This is a genomic window from Streptomyces aquilus (genome assembly GCF_003955715.1).
GTDB classification, from domain to species: Bacteria; Actinomycetota; Actinomycetes; order Streptomycetales; family Streptomycetaceae; genus Streptomyces; species Streptomyces aquilus.
Map to the genome: position 1 here is coordinate 3,017,188 of NZ_CP034463.1, position 13,760 is coordinate 3,030,947.

A 13,760-nucleotide genomic window follows, 5' to 3' on the forward strand; every position below is an offset into this window, starting at 1 on the left:
ACCAGGAGGCACCCCGCGATGTCGGTACCGCAGCTCAACGACGAGCCTCGCGGCGAGGAGATCCTCGCCGTCTTCGACACCGCCTTCGGCGAGCTCCTGGCCGCCGACCCGGCAGCGTTCCGCGTGAAGTTCCGCAAGATGGCGGCCTCGGCGTTCGCGTTCTACCGGGGCACGGCGTGCCTCTTCTACCACGACCTGGACGCCGAGAAGCGGGGCGGCCCGTACCTCGACGAGCGCACCTCGCGCGTGTGGATCCACGGCGACCTGCACGCGGAGAACTTCGGCACGTACATGGACGCCACGGGCCGCCTGATCTTCAACGTCAACGACTTCGACGAGGCGTACGTCGGCCCCTTCACCTGGGACCTCAAGCGCTTCTCCGCCTCGATCGCCCTGATCGGCTACGCGAAGGCGCTCAGCGACGAGCAGATCACCGAGCTGGTGCGCGTCTACGCGGCCGCGTACCGCGAGCGCGTCCACGCCCTGGCGACCGGCGCCAAGAGCGACGAGGTGCCGCCGTTCACGCTGGACACCGCCGAGGGCCCGCTCCTGGACGCGCTGCGCGACGCCCGCTCGCTGACCCGCTTCGGGCTGCTGGACTCGATGACCGAGATCCGCGACTTCGAGCGCCGGTTCGCCCCGGGCGGCGGCTCCATCGAGCTGGACGCGGCCACGCGGTACAAGGTGCTGGCCGCCTTCGACGGCTACCTGGAGACCCTGCCGGAGACCTCGCTGGCCCGCCCGGACTCGTACCGGGTGAAGGACGTCGTCGGCCGCCGCGGCATCGGGATCGGCTCGGCGGGACTCCCGTCGTACAACATCCTCCTGGAGGGCCACAGCGACGCGTTGGAGAACGACGTCGTGATCTACATCAAGCAGGCCCAGACCCCGGCCGTCTCCCGGCACATCACCGACCCGGCGATCCGCGGCTACTTCCAGCACGAGGGGCACCGCACGGTGATCTCCCAGCGCGCACTCCAGGCCCACGCCGACCCGTGGCTGGGCTGGACCGAGCTGGACGGCGCGGGGCAGCTGGTCGCCGAGGTCTCGCCGTACGCCGTGGACCTCGACTGGGGTGACATCGACGACACCGAGGAGATCGCGGCGGTCGTCGCCGACCTCGGCCGGGCCACGGCCACCATGCACGCGGCGGCGGACGACCAGTCCGGCGAGTCCCTGGTGCCGTTCTCCACCGAGCGGGCCATCGACGCGGCGATCGCGGCCGACGAGGAGGGCTTCGGCGAGCTCCTGGTCTCCTTCGCCCACGACTACGGCGCACGCGCGCGTGCCGACCACCAGATCTTCGTGGACCTCTTCCGCAACGGCCGGATTCCGGGCCTGTGACGGAAACCGCACGGATGTCGATAACGATAGGGGCGCTCACAGGGACCTTTTAGGGGTCCCTTACAGGGGCGCGTGACACACTCTCTGTCGCTATGGACATATCCGGGACCCAGCTACGAGCGCTCCGCGCGGCGCTGTTCACGGCACTCGTCGTGACGCTCAGCACCGCGTCGCACGTACTGCTGTCCCGTGCCCCGCTCCCGCTGAACACGGTGGCCCTGGTCGCGGTCGCCGTGTTCGCCGTGGCGTACGCCCTGGCCGGCCGGGAGCGGAGCTTCGGGCGGATCGCCGCCCTGCTCGTCCCGCTGGAGCTGGCCGCGGACACGGTCCTCACCACCGGGCAGCACGTCTGCTACGGCGCCGCGGGCGGCCCCGTCGCGGGCCCGCTGCGCTCGGTCGGCTGGGACGTGCTCTGCGGTGACGGCACCAGCGTCGGCAGCCCCCTGGCCCGGGTCACGGGCGCCGACACCGACCGGCTCGCGAGCCTCCTCGCCCACGCCGATCCGCAGGCCGCCTGGCTGCTGCTCGGCGCGCACATCGGCGTCGGCCTGCTCGCCGCCGCCTGGCTGCGCCGCGGCGAGCGGGCGCTGGCCCAGCTGCTGGGGGCGGTCGCGGCGACCACGTTCCGCCCGCTCCTGCTCGCGGTCGCCGCGGTGGCGGTACGACGGACCCCGGCGCCCCGCGTCCCGCGGCACCCCCGTCGTCGTACGACGGCCGCCCGCGACCGGCTTCTCGTGCACTCCCTGGGACGGCGTGGACCGCCCTGCTCGGCCGCTCTCGTCTGAACGAGCACGCACAGCACCGAGCATCACCACCCCCTCTTTTACGTATCCGCACCCACGTGTGCGCGTCCCCTTACGGAGATCCCCCATGAGCAAGCGGAACAGCCAGTCTGCGAAGACGGCGGCGCGCGAGCGCCTGCGGCAGGAACGCGAGCGCCAGGCCAAGCGCGACAAGATCAAGCGGCAGGTCATCGTCGCCTGCTCCATCGTGGGCGTCCTCGCGATAGCCGGAGGCATCGGCTACGCCGTCGTCCAGGGCAACAAGCCCGGCTACTGGGAAGACGCCAAGAACGACAAGCTGGTGAAGCCGGCCAACACCACCGGCACGAACGGCACCACCGTCGTCATCGGCAAGAGCAGCGCCAAGAAGACCCTCGTCATGTACGAGGACCCGCGCTGTCCGGTCTGCGCCCAGTTCGAGCAGACGGTCGGCCCGACCGTCAAGAAGGACCTCGACGCCGGCAAGTTCAAGATCCAGTACGTCGGCGCCACCTTCCTGGACGACAAGCTGACCGGCGAGGGCTCCAAGAACGCGCTCAGCGCGCTCGGCGCCGCGCTCAACGTCAGCCCCGAGGCCTTCCTCGAGTACAAGACCGCGATGTACACGACGAAGTGGCACCCCGAGGAGACCGACGACAAGTTCAAGGACGACGCCTACCTCATCAAGATCGCGAACACGGTCGACGCCCTGAAGAACAACAAGCAGTTCCAGAAGGACGTGAAGGACGGCACCTACGACAAGTGGGCGCTGGAGGAGTCCAAGCTCTTCGACAAGGCCGGCGTGGGCGGCACCCCGACCCTGAAGATGGACGGCAAGACCCTGACCGGCTCCGACGGCGAGAACGCGCCGATGACGGTGGCCGAGTTCAACACGGCGCTCGAAGCGGCTCTGAAGGCCTGAGCCAGGGCTGAGCCAGGCCTGATCCAGCGCTGATCCAGGCCTTCGGTCAAAGAGCGGGCGAACTTTCACCGGTTCGCCCGCTCTCGTTCATACCGATCAGTAACCTGATCGGTCGTGACCAGTAGACACAGAGCATCCGAGCGCCTCAACTCCCTGGCGCCACGCCGCCGTACGGTCGTGAAGGCCGCCGCCACCGCGGGCGCCGCCCTCGTCGCGGCCCCCTTCCCCGCCGGCGCCGCCGACGAGGTCCCCGCCTTCCTGCACGGCGTCGCCTCCGGCGACCCGCTGCCCGACGGCATCCTGCTGTGGACCCGGGTGACCCCCGTGGCCGCGGCGATACCCGGCTCCGGGCTCGGCCCCGACACCGAGGTGAGCTGGATCGTCGCCACGGACAAGGCGTTCACGAACATCGTCGCCAAGGGCTCCGTCACCGCGACCGCCGCCTCCGACCACACCGTCAAGGCCGACGTCCGCGGCCTCGCCCCCGCCACCACCTACTGGTTCCGCTTCTCCGCGGGCGGCACCGACTCCCCGGCGGCGCGCACCCGCACCGCGCCGGCGGCGGACGCGGCCGTGTCCAACCTCCGCTTCGGCGTGGTCTCCTGCGCCAACTGGGAGGCCGGCTACTTCTCCCCGTACCGCCATCTCGCCGCCCGCGGCGACCTGGACGCCTGGCTGCACCTGGGCGACTACATCTACGAGTACGGCACCGGCGAGTACGGCACGCGCGACACCGTCGTACGGCAGCACGCGCCGACCCACGAGATCCTCACCCTCGCCGACTACCGCGTCCGGCACGGCAAGTACAAGACCGACGCCGACCTCCAGGCGCTGCACGCGGTGGCTCCGGTCGTCGCGATCTGGGACGACCACGAGTTCGCCAACGACGCCTGGTCGGGCGGGGCGGAGAACCACACCGAGGGCACGGAGGGCACCTGGGCCGCACGCCAGGCGGCCGCCAAGCAGGCGTACTTCGAGTGGATGCCGGTACGTCCGGCGATCGCGGGGACGACCTACCGGCGGCTGCGCTTCGGCAAGCTGGTCGACCTGTCGCTGCTGGACCTGCGGTCCTTCCGTTCGCAGCAGGTGTCCGTCGGCAACGGCACGGTCGACGACCCGGACCGCACCCTCACCGGGCGGGCCCAACTGGACTGGCTGAAGGCGGGGTTGAAGTCCTCCGACACCACCTGGCGGCTGGTCGGCAACTCGGTGATGATCTCGCCGTTCGCGATCGGCTCGCTCTCCGCGGACCTGCTCAAGCCGCTCGCCAAGCTGCTCGGACTGCCGCAGGAGGGCCTCGCCCTCAACACCGACCAGTGGGACGGCTACACGGACGACCGCCGTGAACTCCTGGCCCACCTGCGCGCGAACGCCATCCGCAACACCGTGTTCCTGACCGGTGACATCCACATGGCGTGGGCCAACGACGTGCCGGTGGACGCCGGAACGTACCCGCTGTCGGCCTCGGCCGCCACCGAGTTCGTCGTCACCTCGGTGACCTCCGACAACCTCGACGATCTCGTCAAGGTCCCCGAGGGCACGGTCTCCGCGCTCGCCGCGCCGGTCATCAAGCTGGCCAACCGGCATGTCCACTGGGTCGACACCGACCGCCACGGCTACGGCGTCCTGGACATCACCGCCGACCGCGCGCAGATGGATTACTACGTCGTCTCCGACAAGACGAAGGCCAACGCGACCTCGTCCTGGGCCCGTTCGTACCGCACGAAGTCCGGCACCCAGAAGGTCGAGCGGACGTACGACCCCGTGTAGTCAGGTTTTGGCCAACGGCGAGGGGCGCGGCCCGTGTTCGTATACGGCCGCGCCCCTTGGCCGGTCAGAAGGTGATCGGAAGGCATTTACAGGCTGAGCATGTACACGTAATCTCCGGGCGGCGGCCAGGAAGACCCCTGCGTCCGCTCTCCCCAACGCATCCGCTAGGAGTCAGCATGCGTGCGCTTGCCCGGATATCCCCCACTACGCGCAGACGCCTTCTCGGCACGGCAGTTGTGGCCGGAACCCTGATGCTCACTCCCCTGTCGGCGCCCACCGGACTCGCGGCGGCCCAGGCTCCGGCCGCCGCCGACTGCGCCGACACGGACACCCACGCGGCGGCCCGCGAATCCCGCCCGGGCAGCGGCGCGCACATCGCCGAGCCCAACGAGGTCAGCGCCGCCAAGGCCCAGGCGATGAACGCCGACCTCAAGGCCAAGCTCGACAAGCTGCCCAAGTCCGGCAGCCGCAGCCTCGCCGCCGCGTCCTCCACCACCATCCCGGTGTACTTCCACGTCATCCACGACGGCGCCACCGGCAACCTCAGCTCGTCCGCCATCAACGCCCAGCTGAACGTCCTGAACGCGGCCTACGCCGGCCAGGGCACCGGAAACGTCGACTCCGGCTACCAGTTCACGCTGGCCGGCACCGACTACACCGACAACGCGGCCTGGTACAACGTCGGTTCCGGCTCGGCCGAGGAGAAGGCGATGAAGACCGCCCTGCGCAAGGGCGGCGCGAACGCGCTCAACATCTACACCGCCAACCTCGGCGACGGCCTCCTCGGCTGGGCCACCTTCCCCAGCTCGTACAAGTCCAGCCCGGCCATGGACGGCGTCGTCATCCTCGACGCCTCCCTGCCCGGCGGCTCGGCGACGAACTACGACGAGGGCGACACCGCCACCCACGAGGTCGGCCACTGGATGGGGCTGTACCACACCTTCCAGGGCGGCTGTAACGGCAACGGCGACTACGTCAGCGACACCCCGGCCGAGAAGAGCGCCGCCTTCGAGTGCCCGACCGGCCGCGACAGCTGCACCAACAAGACCGGCGTCGACCCGATCCACAACTTCATGGACTACACGTACGACAGCTGCATGTACCAGTTCACCGCGGGCCAGGTGACGCGGATGCAGCAGAGCTTCGCGGCCTACCGCGCCGGCTGACCTAGAGCGAGTCGAGGAAGCCGAGCGCCACCCGCCAGGTGGCCTCGGCGGCCTCCTCGTCGTAGTCGGGCAGGTCGGGGTCGGTGTAGAGGTGACCGGCCCCGGCGTACCGGTAGATCTCCACGTCGGCGCCCGCGCGGCCCATCTGGAGATACCAGGAGCTCAGCCAGTCGTCCGTCTCGAACTGGTCCGGCTCGGCGACATGCAGCTGGACCGGCAGCTCGTCCACGGTGGCGTTGGCCGCGATGTCCGAGGTGCCGTGCAGGAGCAGCAGCCCGCGCGCCTTGTCGTCGCCGAGGGCGAGGGTCTGCGCGACGGAGGCGCCGAACGAGAACCCGGCGTACACCAGGCCCCGCTCCGAGTAGGGCGCGGCGGCCAGCACGGCCCGCTTGAGCAGCTCGTCCTTGCCGATGCCCTCCTTGAACTCCATGCCTTCCTCGACCGTCTCGAACGTGCGCCCCTCGAACAGGTCCGGTGTCCAGACCTGGTGTCCGGCGGCGCGCAGCCGGTCGGCGGCCTGGTGGACGGCGGGCCGCAGACCGTAGGTCGAGTGAAAGAGCATGATGTTCATGAGGCCATGGTGCCAGCCGGGTACGACAGCGCCGGCGCGCGCCCGTACCCATATCTCCGCGGAAGTCACATGTTCATGACCCCGTGGTGCCGGTTAGGTTCGGGGTCATGGAGAACGTACTCCGTCCGTTGATCGTCATCGGTGGCTCGGTCCTGCTCACGCTGGTCATCGGCTGGGCCACGGACCTGCTGCTGCGCAAGGCCGACGCACGGCACAGCGAGACCCCGCTGTGGGGACTGCTGCGCCGCGGCCGCATCCCCTACCAGCTGGTGCTGTGCGCCGCGATGCTCAGAGGCTCCTACGACGAGGCCCGGGTGCTGCGCGAGCACCGGGTCGGCATCGGGCAGACCCTCACGCTCGTGCTGATCGGGTCGGCGGCCTGGCTGGTGATCCGGATCGCGGCGGCGGTCGTCGAGACGTCGTACAGCAGGTACGCGCGCATGCACCGGGACCCCGCCCGGGTCCGCCGGGTGCGCACCCAGGTGACGCTGATCATGCGGGTCGTCGCCGCGATCGTCGGCGTGGTGGCGGTGGCGGCGATGCTGCTGACGTTCCCGGCGATGCGCGCGGCCGGTGCCTCGCTGCTGGCCTCGGCCGGAATCCTCGGCATCGTCGCCGGTGTCGCGGCGCAGTCCACGCTGAGCAACATGTTCGCGGGGCTGCAGATCGCGTTCGGCGACATGGTGCGCATAGGGGACACGGTCGTGGTGGACGGCGAGTGGGGCACCGTCGAGGAGATCACACTGACCTTCCTGACGGTCCGGACCTGGGACGAACGCCGGATCACCATGCCGGTGTCGTACTTCACCTCGAAGCCGTTCGAGAACTGGTCGCGCGGCGGGGCCCAGATGACCGGCATCGTCTACTGGCACCTCGACCACTCGGCGCCGATGGACGCGATGCGCGAGAAGCTCCGCGACATCCTCCGCGAGTGCCCGGCGTGGGACGGCCGTGCCTGCGATCTGACGGTCACGGACTCGACGCCGAACACCATGCAGGTGCGGGCCCTGGTGACCGCCAAGGACGCCGACGACATCTGGAAGGTACGGGTCACGGTCCGCGAGCAGATGATCCGCTGGCTGACCGACCACCACCCCTACGCCCTCCCCCGCGTCAACACGGCCGACTCGGCTCCGCCCCCGGGCCGCAACGGCGCCCGCTCGTCCGCCTCCCCGGACGGCGCGCCCCGCCGGATGCACGAGCCCCCGAGGCAGAACCGCTGACCGTCAGTTACCCCGCTCGGCACCCCCGTTGACCTGCACGATCTGTGACGTCACGTGCCCGGCGCCGGGCGAGGCGAGCCAGTGCAGGGTTTCGGCGACGTCCCCCGGGTTCCCGGCGCGACCGTTCGCGGTGTCGTTGATGAGCCGCTCCCGCCGGGCGGGGTCGATGGCGTCGCCGAAGAACTCGGTGTCCTCGATGTAGCCGGGCGCGACCACGTTCACGGTGATGCCGCGCGGCCCGAGATCCCGGGCCAGGTCGTGGGCGTAGGGATGCAGCCCCGCCTTGGCGGCCCCGTACGCCCCGCTCCCGGACCCCCGGTAGGCGGCGATGGAGCTGACGAACAGCACACGTCCGCCGGGCGAGGCGAGCCGGTCCTTGAGGGCCTCGGTGAGCAGCGCGGCGGTCAGCAGATTGAGCCGGAAGTTGACGGTCCAGTTGTGCGCGACGGCGTCCAGCGGATCGTCCCCGGCGGCAGGCGGTTCGAGCTGCCCCGTCCCGCCGGCACTGTGGACGAGCACATCCACGGCCCCCAGCTCCCGCCCGACGAACTCGGCGACCCCGCGCACATCGGCCGTGTCACTGAGATCGGCCGCGTACGTCAGCGCCCCGGGCACCCCGGCCTCCTCCAGCACTTCCTTGCGCCGCCCGAGCAGCAGCACCCGATCGCCGTCCGCCGCGAAGACCCGGGCCGCAGCGAGCCCGATTCCCGTACCGCCACCACTGATCACCACGTTGCGAGCCATGAACCCACCCTAAGAAGGGCTGTGGCTCCCGTCATCCGCCTTCACACGAAGGTCATACGCCTGTCAGGTCACCGCAGACTGCGCACGTCCAGATGGCGCAGCACCCGGTCCACCACCTCCGGATCCGCCCCCGGCTCACTCCGCGCCGCCAGCACCTCGTGCCGCGCCGCGCTCAGCATCTCCCCCTGGATCCGCCGCACCCGCTTCAGCCGCTTCGCCCGCTGCTGGTGCGCCTCCCGGCGCTCCTCGTCGCCCATGTCCGGACTGATCCGCACCCCGATGTCGAAGGCCCGCCGCAGCATCTGCTCGGACAGCTCCTCCGGCAGCTCCTCGACGTCCTCGATCTCCCGCAGCCGCCGCTTGGCCGCCCTGGCCGCCCGGATCGCCAGCGTCTTCTCGAACTCCTTCTCCCGCTCGGTGTCGGCCTTCACCCCGAGCCGCTTCACCAGCCACGGCAGGGTCAGCCCCTGGAGCACCAGCGTCGCCATGATGACGCCGAACGCGATGAACACGATCTCGTCCCGGTCGGGAAAGGCGCCCCCGTCCTCGGTCTTCAGCGGAATCGCCAGCGCCAACGCCACGGACGCCACCCCTCGCATCCCCGACCACCACATGACGACGGTCTCCCGCCAGGTCATCGGGATCTCCTCGTCGTAGTCCTGCCTGGCGTGCAGCCGCTTGGCGACCCAGGTCGCGGGCAGCAGCCACAGCAGCCGTACGAGGACGACGACCGCGACGATCGCGGCCGCCCAGCCGAGCATCTCGCCCCACCGCCCGGACGCGGTCCGGATGGCGTTGTGCAGTTCGAGCCCGATCAGCCCGAAGGCCACCCCGGTGACGAGCGTGTCGACGATGTCCCAGAAGGTGTGCCCGGCGAGCCGGGTGAGCACGTCGTCGGCGTCGGTGCCGTACTCGGCGAGGAAGAGGGCGGTGGTGAGCACGGCGAGCACCCCGGACCCGTGCAGCTCCTCGGCGAGCACGTAGGAGGCGTACGGCACGAGGAGCGTCAGCCCGATCTGGAGGGTGGCGTCGCCGAGCAGGTCCATCAGCTTGTTCGCGCCCCAGCCCAGGGCGAGCCCCATGACGACGGCGACGACCGCGGAGAGCACCAGCTCGAACGCGGCCTCCCCGACATGGAAGGAACCGCTGACGGCCGCGGCGATCGCCACGTGGTACAGCACGATGGCCGTGACGTCGTTGAAGAGCCCCTCGCCCTCCAGGATCGACACCAGCCGCCGCGGCAGCCCCAGTTGCCCGGCGACGGCGGTCGCCGCGACCGGATCGGGCGGCGCGACCAGCGCGCCGAGCGCCACGGCGGCGGCGACGGGCAGCCCCGGCACGATCGCCTGGGCGACGGCGGCCACACACAGGGTGGTGACGAACACCAGCGCCACGGCGAGCAGCAGGATCGGCCGTACGTTGGCCGCGAACTGCCGCCAGGAGGTGCGCCGCACGGCCGCGTAGAGCAGCGGCGGCAGCAGGAGCGGCAGGATCAGCTCCGGCTCGATCTCGACGTTCGGCACGAAGTCCAGCAGCGCGAGGACGATCCCGAGCAGGGTCATCAGGACCGGCGCCGGCAGCTTCAACCGTTCCCCCACCGGGACGCTCACCACGGCCCCGAGCAACAGCATGAACAGCAGGGCCAACTGATCCACGGTCAGGCTCCGGCGGGTCGGACGAACAGGAAACTCCAGCTGTCCAGCCTGCCATGACGGCCGCCGCGATCAATTACAGCGCGCGCCGCATCCCCTGGTGCGGAATCCCCGCCTCCAGGTACTCCGGCCCGTAGGCCTCGTACCCCAGCCGCTCGTAGAACCCCAGCGCGTGCGTCTGCGCGTGCAGATCCACCGCCGCGAGCCCCCGCGCGCGTGCCGCGTCCTCGATGGCCCGTACGAGCGCCACGCCGACGCCGAGACCGCGCGCCTCCTCGGCCACCGCGAGCCGCCCGAGCGACCCCAGGGTGAGATCACCGCCGACCTTCTCGGCGGCCTGCGCGCCGTACAGCAGCCGCCCGGTGCCCAGCGCCACCCCGTCGTCCCGCACGGCCAGCACATGCACCGCGACGGCGTCGTACGCGTCGTACTCCAGGTCCTCCGGGACGCCCTGCTCGACGACGAAGACCTGCTTGCGCACGGCGAAGCACATCTCCCGGTCGGCGGGGTCCTCGGCGACCCGCACGGCGTACGACGGCCCGCTCACGCGTACGTCTCCTCGCGGACCTGGTCCAGGGCCTGCTGGAGGTCCTCCGGGTAGTCGCTCTCGAACTCGACCCACTGCCCGTCCCCGGGGTGCTCGAAGCCGAGCCGGACCGCGTGCAGCCACTGCCGGGTCAGGCGCAGCCGCTTGGCGAGGGTCGGGTCGGCGCCGTAGGTGAGGTCGCCGACGCAGGGGTGGCGGTGGGCGGCCATGTGGACGCGGATCTGGTGGGTGCGGCCCGTCTCCAGCTTCACGTCGAGCAGGGAGGCCGCGCGGAACGCCTCGATGAGGTCGTAGTGCGTGATCGACGGCTTGCCGTCGGCCGTGACCGCCCACTTGTAGTCGTGGTTCGGGTGGCGGCCGATGGGGGCGTCGATGGTGCCGCTCGTCGGGTCCGGGTGGCCCTGGACGAGGGTGTGGTAGCGCTTGTCGACCGTGCGCTCCTTGAACTGGCGCTTGAGCGACGTGTACGCGTACTCGGACTTGGCGACCACCATCAGGCCGGAGGTGCCGACGTCGAGGCGGTGCACGATGCCCTGGCGCTCGGCGGCGCCGGAGGTCGAGATGCGGTACCCGGCGGCGGCGAGGCCGCCGATGACGGTCGGTCCCGTCCAGCCGGGCGACGGGTGGGCGGCCACGCCGACGGGCTTGACGATCACCACCACGTCGTCGTCGTCATGGATGATCTCCATGCCCTCGACCGGCTCGGCGACGATCTGCACGGGCGCGGGCGCGCCGGGCATCTCGACCTCCAGCCAGGCGCCGCCGCGCACCCGCTCGGACTTGCCGACCACGGACCCGTCGACCTGGACCTTGCCCGCCGCCGCCAGCTCGGCCGCCTTGGTGCGGGAGAAGCCGAACATGCGGGAGATGGCGGCGTCGACGCGCTCGCCCTCCAGGCCGTCCGGCACGGGCAGGGTTCGGATCTCGGGAAGCGTGCTCACCCGTCGAGTATGCCGGACGGGTGAGACAGTCCCGACCGCGCGCTCAGTCCTTGTGGACGGTGCCGTCCGGGTCGAGGCCCTTGAAGGACAGCAGCACGATCAGGATGCCGCCGCACACGATCGCCGAGTCGGCGAGGTTGAACACCGCGAAGTGCTTCGGCGCGATGAAGTCGACGACCGCGCCCTCGAAGATGCCGGGCGAGCGGAAGATCCGGTCGGTGAGGTTGCCGAGCGCACCGCCGAGGAGCAGGCCGAGCGCGATCGCCCAGGGCAGGCTGTAGAGCTTGCGGGCGAGGCGGGCGATGACCACGATCACGGCCGCCGCGATCACCGTGAAGATCACGGTGAAGGCCTCGCCGAAGCCGAAGGCGGCGCCCGCGTTGCGGATCGCCTCGAACTTCAGCCAGTCCCCGATGATCTCGATCGGCGCGTGGTGCTCCAGCTTGGCCACCACGAGCAGCTTGCTGCCGAGGTCGAGGAGGTACGCGAAGGCGGCGACGGCGAACAGCACGGCGATCCGGCGCTTGCCCCTGGCCTGGGGCCGCTCCTCGACGCCCGCCTGCCCGGCTGCCTGCTCCGGCTCGGCCCCGTCCCCCTCAGGGGTGTCCGGCGTACCGATCATGCGCTCCGCTTCGGTCACGTGAGTCCCTCAACCTAGGTGCCTGACTGAGGACGAGGGTACGGCACGCCCAGGTGGACCCTCAGTACCGGCGTTCCTGCTTCTGCTTGCACTCCACGCACAGGGTCGCGCGCGGGAACGCCTGCATACGCGCCTTGCCGATCGGGTTGCCGCAGTTCTCGCACAGACCGTAGGTACCCGCGTCGAGGCGGTCCAGGGCCCGCTCGGTCTGTTCGAGCATCTCGCGCGCGTTGGCCGCGAGGGCCATCTCGTGCTCGCGCGTGATGTTCTTGGTGCCGGTGTCGGCCTGGTCGTCGCCCGCGCCGTCCCCGGAGTCCCGCATGAGACCCACGAGGGACTCCTCGGACGTGGTGATCTCGGCGCGCAGCCGCAGCGCCTCGGACTGGAGCTCGGCGCGCGCCTCGGCGACCTCCTCCGGGGTCCAGGGGTCCTCGCCGGGGCGGACCGCGAGCTCGCCCGGCTCCGCCGCGGCGAGGCGTGCCTTGGGGACGGCCGTCTTCGCCGCCGTGGCCGTGCCAGGAGTCTTCTTCGCAACCACCGTCGTGGCTCCCGTCTGCTTCGCGGCCTGCGCCGCGCTCGCCTTCTTGGCCGTCTTCCCGGCCGTGCTCTCGCCGGTCGCGGTCTTCGTGGAGGTGCTCTTCGTGGTCTTCGAGGTCTTCGAGGTGGTGCTCTTCGTGCTCTTCGCGGCGGCGGTCTTCTTGGCGGCCGCCTTCTTCGCCGCCGTCTTCGTCGCCGCCGTCTTCTTGGCAGCCGCCTTCTTCACGGCCGCCTTCTTCGCGGCCGGCTCCGCTGTCTCCGTCGTCTCCGCCGCCGTCTCCGCCGTCTTCTTGGCGGCGGCCTTCTTCGTCACAGTCTTCTTGGCCGCCGTCTTCCTGCTCCCGGCCGCCGCCCCCGGTCTTTCAGGACCCTCCGCCGCCTTCTCGGCCGCCTTCCTCGCCGCCGCCCCCACGGCCTTCTTCCCGCCCACGTCCTTGGCCGCACCGCCGGAGGCATGTGTGGACCTGCCCGACGCCGACTTCTGATCGGCGGTCTTCTTCGCCACCATGGCCGCGGCCCCTTCACATATTGTGATCTTGCACGCGAATCGTGCTGGGACGATAAATCGACTTGAGTCCCGCGGCAACGGGGCGCACCGCCCGATTCGCCCGCCTCGCGCAGGGAGCACGCCAGGCATGCAAGCGTTGTGCCCAGCTCCCCGCCCGGTAATCCGCCGGATCGCGCGTCCCGGAATCCGAACACGCGTACCGCTCCATTCGGGTCACTCCGGAGCCCGCGCCCCGGAGGCCGGGAAAACCGGTCGGCCGCTGTCCTCGCGGCGCCGTACACTGGGCGGAGCGAGAAGCGTGGATGGGGACGAGTAACGACGTACGCAGCCCAGAGCGACCCGGGGACGGTGGAAGCCCGGGGGCGAGCGCGACGTGAAGATCACCCCGGAGCCGCCGGAAGAACGCCCAGGAGGGCCAGTAGACCCGGCATCGC

At 70.8% G+C, this 13,760-nt stretch carries 13 protein-coding genes; 6 read left to right on the plus strand and 7 right to left on the minus strand.

The genetic code is table 11. From position 1 onward, the window contains the following. The first annotated feature begins 18 nt into the window (after positions 1 to 18). The 5 genes from EJC51_RS13930 to EJC51_RS13950 all read left to right on the plus strand — a co-directional run bounded on the left by EJC51_RS13930 (position 19) and on the right by EJC51_RS13950 (position 5,963). Positions 19 to 1,344 (plus strand): DUF2252 domain-containing protein, encoded by a 1,326-nt coding sequence (locus tag EJC51_RS13930; protein ID WP_126271369.1) that lies wholly within the window; start codon positions 19 to 21, stop codon positions 1,342 to 1,344. A gap of 92 nt (positions 1,345 to 1,436) precedes the next feature. Next, complete coding sequence (locus EJC51_RS13935) at positions 1,437 to 2,129, plus strand: hypothetical protein (protein ID WP_126271370.1); 693 nt, start codon at positions 1,437 to 1,439, stop codon at positions 2,127 to 2,129. Between the two features lie 85 nt (positions 2,130 to 2,214). Then, a complete protein-coding gene (locus EJC51_RS13940) occupies positions 2,215 to 3,027 on the plus strand; it encodes a DsbA family protein (protein ID WP_126271371.1) in 813 nt (270 codons plus the stop codon). A gap of 114 nt (positions 3,028 to 3,141) precedes the next feature. Continuing rightward, a complete protein-coding gene (locus tag EJC51_RS13945; RefSeq protein ID WP_126271372.1) occupies positions 3,142 to 4,797 on the plus strand; it encodes an alkaline phosphatase D family protein in 1,656 nt (551 codons plus the stop codon). A gap of 176 nt (positions 4,798 to 4,973) precedes the next feature. Further along, positions 4,974 to 5,963, plus strand: a complete 990-nt coding sequence (locus EJC51_RS13950; protein ID WP_126271373.1) for a zinc metalloprotease — start codon at positions 4,974 to 4,976, stop codon at positions 5,961 to 5,963. Between the two features lies 1 nt (position 5,964). Here EJC51_RS13950 and EJC51_RS13955 read toward each other — a convergent pair whose 3' ends face one another. Next, positions 5,965 to 6,534 (minus strand): dienelactone hydrolase family protein, encoded by a 570-nt coding sequence (locus tag EJC51_RS13955; RefSeq protein WP_126271374.1) that lies wholly within the window; start codon positions 6,532 to 6,534, stop codon positions 5,965 to 5,967. 107 nt (positions 6,535 to 6,641) lie between these two features. Between EJC51_RS13955 and EJC51_RS13960 the strand changes: the two genes are divergently transcribed. Next, a complete protein-coding gene (locus tag EJC51_RS13960; protein ID WP_126271375.1) occupies positions 6,642 to 7,757 on the plus strand; it encodes a mechanosensitive ion channel family protein in 1,116 nt (371 codons plus the stop codon). A 3-nt stretch (positions 7,758 to 7,760) separates the two neighbouring features. Here the strand turns inward: EJC51_RS13960 and EJC51_RS13965 are convergent, their stop codons facing one another. The 6 genes from EJC51_RS13965 to EJC51_RS13990 form a co-directional block, all read right to left on the minus strand. Then, on the minus strand, positions 7,761 to 8,501 hold the full coding sequence (locus EJC51_RS13965) for an SDR family NAD(P)-dependent oxidoreductase (RefSeq protein ID WP_126271376.1): 741 nt from the start codon (positions 8,499 to 8,501) through the stop codon (positions 7,761 to 7,763). Between the two features lie 68 nt (positions 8,502 to 8,569). Beyond that, positions 8,570 to 10,156 (minus strand): Na+/H+ antiporter, encoded by a 1,587-nt coding sequence (locus EJC51_RS13970; protein WP_126271377.1) that lies wholly within the window; start codon positions 10,154 to 10,156, stop codon positions 8,570 to 8,572. A 73-nt stretch (positions 10,157 to 10,229) separates the two neighbouring features. After that, on the minus strand, positions 10,230 to 10,700 hold the full coding sequence (locus EJC51_RS13975; RefSeq protein WP_126271378.1) for a GNAT family N-acetyltransferase: 471 nt from the start codon (positions 10,698 to 10,700) through the stop codon (positions 10,230 to 10,232). Further along, complete coding sequence (locus EJC51_RS13980) at positions 10,697 to 11,641, minus strand: RluA family pseudouridine synthase (protein ID WP_126271379.1); 945 nt, start codon at positions 11,639 to 11,641, stop codon at positions 10,697 to 10,699. The genes EJC51_RS13975 and EJC51_RS13980 overlap by 4 nt, the downstream gene beginning before the upstream one ends. Before the next feature lie 43 nt (positions 11,642 to 11,684). Continuing rightward, positions 11,685 to 12,281 carry a signal peptidase II gene (gene lspA, locus EJC51_RS13985; protein WP_126271380.1) on the minus strand — a complete coding sequence of 199 codons (597 nt, stop codon included), beginning with the start codon at positions 12,279 to 12,281 and terminating at the stop codon, positions 11,685 to 11,687. 61 nt (positions 12,282 to 12,342) lie between these two features. Then, positions 12,343 to 13,326, minus strand: a complete 984-nt coding sequence (locus EJC51_RS13990; protein WP_126271381.1) for a TraR/DksA family transcriptional regulator — start codon at positions 13,324 to 13,326, stop codon at positions 12,343 to 12,345. Positions 13,327 to 13,760: the final 434 nt, after the last annotated feature.

Coding starts and splice junctions, on each gene's coding strand:
- EJC51_RS13930 (WP_126271369.1), top strand. CDS start 19: ATGTCGGTACCGCAGCTCAACGACGAGCCTCGCGGCGAGGAGATCCTC.
- EJC51_RS13935 (WP_126271370.1), top strand. CDS start 1,437: ATGGACATATCCGGGACCCAGCTACGAGCGCTCCGCGCGGCGCTGTTC.
- EJC51_RS13940 (WP_126271371.1), top strand. CDS start 2,215: ATGAGCAAGCGGAACAGCCAGTCTGCGAAGACGGCGGCGCGCGAGCGC.
- EJC51_RS13950 (WP_126271373.1), top strand. CDS start 4,974: ATGCGTGCGCTTGCCCGGATATCCCCCACTACGCGCAGACGCCTTCTC.
- EJC51_RS13955 (WP_126271374.1), bottom strand. CDS start 6,534: ATGAACATCATGCTCTTTCACTCGACCTACGGTCTGCGGCCCGCCGTC.
- EJC51_RS13960 (WP_126271375.1), top strand. CDS start 6,642: ATGGAGAACGTACTCCGTCCGTTGATCGTCATCGGTGGCTCGGTCCTG.
- EJC51_RS13965 (WP_126271376.1), bottom strand. CDS start 8,501: ATGGCTCGCAACGTGGTGATCAGTGGTGGCGGTACGGGAATCGGGCTC.
- EJC51_RS13990 (WP_126271381.1), bottom strand. CDS start 13,326: ATGGTGGCGAAGAAGACCGCCGATCAGAAGTCGGCGTCGGGCAGGTCC.